Here is a 1,954-nt window from a genome sequence, read left to right as displayed (position 1 = left end):
CCTCCGGGTAGAAAGGTCGCCCAATTGGCGACTCAAACCCCCACAGAACCCGGCGTGCGGATTTCCCGCACCGGGCTCTTCAGAAATTGCTTCACAGCTTCGCGTACATCTTTATTTCCGAAAATGGAATTGAAAGTTTAGGACGCACTAGAGGAAAAATCGACTTAATCTTATTGAACTTTTCCCACGTTATATAGCTCTTTTGGCTTCTACTACTTAACATTCTTCTCCAATAACGTTCCGTAATTATATAGATTTTTGTTATTGACCGAAGATTGCCAGCCATACCATAGTAATTGTAATGACCTCTAAGAATTTGATTTATCTTCTCAACTTGGTCTTTTATAGACCAATGTCTGATAGTACGAAGTACTTCTTGGATTTTATTTACACTTCGCTTAAATCTGGTCTTCTCGGTTTTCCTACCTACCATGAAATTACCCTTACGGTTTTTTGTACAATAATGTGTAAAACCTAGGAAATAGATTGTTTCTAATTTCTTTCCTTTTTGTAGGGCATGTTTACTGGCAAACCGTCCAAACTCTACTAACCTAGTCTTATTAGGTTCAAGCTCTAATGAGAATTTCCTTAATCTTTTCACAAGGACTTCCCCAAACCTTATTGCATCTGAACGATATTGAAAGCACACTACAAAATCATCGATATATCTTATTAGATATGACTCTCCTTTGAGTCTTGGTTTTATTGCTTTCTCAAACCACAAATCCAATACATAGTGAAGATAAATGTTACTTAACAGTACACTAATTGAACCACCTTGCGGTGTTCCAGTTTCACTGACATAAATATCCTTACCTTCCATTACACCTGCTTTTAACCATCTTTTAATTAGACTAATAATTCTAGGATCACCAATCCTATGTTGCACGAATTTAATTATCCAATCATGGTCTAAGGTTCCAAAGAAGTTCTTCAGGTCAGCTTCCAGCACCCAGCTAACTTTCTTCCCTGAAATAGTTTCATTAAGGGTAGCTAAGGCATTATGTGCCCCCCTACTTGGCCTACCACCGTATGAACAATTTAGAAAGTCTTGTTCATAAATTGATGAAAGTACCGTTGCTGTACTTCTTTGTAAAGCTCTATCTGCCACCGAAGGTACTCCGATTGGTCGTTTTTCGACTTTCCCAGGTTTAGGTATCCAGACCCTTCTTACTGCTGGAGGTTTATAGCTATGTCTGTGGATTGAATTCATCATATCTCCAACCCAATTTTCAAACTCAATTATAGCCATATCCCTTGAGGTACCATCAATGCCAGGTGAAGTGTTCTTTGGCATATGGTTTAAACTAGTCCAAATCAACTCTTTTGTAATGTGATGTGCTAATGATGTAAATTGTAGTTTTGCATCTTGTTGAGCTTTTACTGCTATTCTCTCTAATCCTGTTGTCATGATTGGTTTCTCCTTACTTTGAATTAAGGACCGAAATCTTCCATTGAATGAAGCTCATGTTTCCTTAGATTGATTCAATTTTCCGCTAACCGCTTCCCCATGTAATAGGCTCTCCCTATCTCAGAGTACTATCAGTTAGTAAGACTTCCAATAAACCATCGAATTCTCCTTGCTTTGTGGGCTTGTTGAATTCTTATCTATATGTTATAGAAGTTTATTGGATCTCCCTTGTTCCCTAAGGAATCCATTGATGGCATGCCGTAGGTACGAATCCCGGGAGTAACGATAATCTCCTTGCCTTTAGCGGTTATTTCATTGTTGCCTTCCCCATTGAGAGAAAAGGTCGGCTACTCCACATCACGTTTAATTTCGGGACTAATTATCCTTTTCACTTTATTCCGGCCTGCCATCTTCCTGTCTACGCTTCGCAGTACACGTTACCGTGTACCACGCAAGACTCGGTACAAGACTGCTGGCTAAGCATTATCTAGACGACTATCTCAAGTCGTATGTATTCCTTGAGCTTTCAAGGCGCAACCCTCA

General features: G+C 39.4%; 1 protein-coding gene. It reads right to left on the bottom strand.

What is annotated here, in order from left to right; translation table 11 throughout:
• Window positions 1-91: 91 nt before the first annotated feature.
• Window positions 92-1,411, bottom strand: a complete 1,320-nt coding sequence (gene ltrA, locus COE25_RS28490; RefSeq protein WP_098935054.1) for a group II intron reverse transcriptase/maturase — start codon at window positions 1,409-1,411, stop codon at window positions 92-94.
• Window positions 1,412-1,954 lie beyond the last annotated feature (543 nt).

Source organism: Bacillus sp. AFS031507 (assembly GCF_002584635.1).
In the GTDB taxonomy this organism is placed as follows: Bacteria; Bacillota; Bacilli; order Bacillales; family Cytobacillaceae; genus Neobacillus.
Note: the sequence above shows the minus strand (reverse complement) of the source record. Positions and strands in the feature narration are given on the sequence as shown.

What these genes read in the sequence shown, in the direction of transcription:
- ltrA (WP_098935054.1), bottom strand. Translation starts at nt 1,411, where the DNA reads ATGACAACAGGATTAGAGAGAATAGCAGTAAAAGCTCAACAAGATGCA.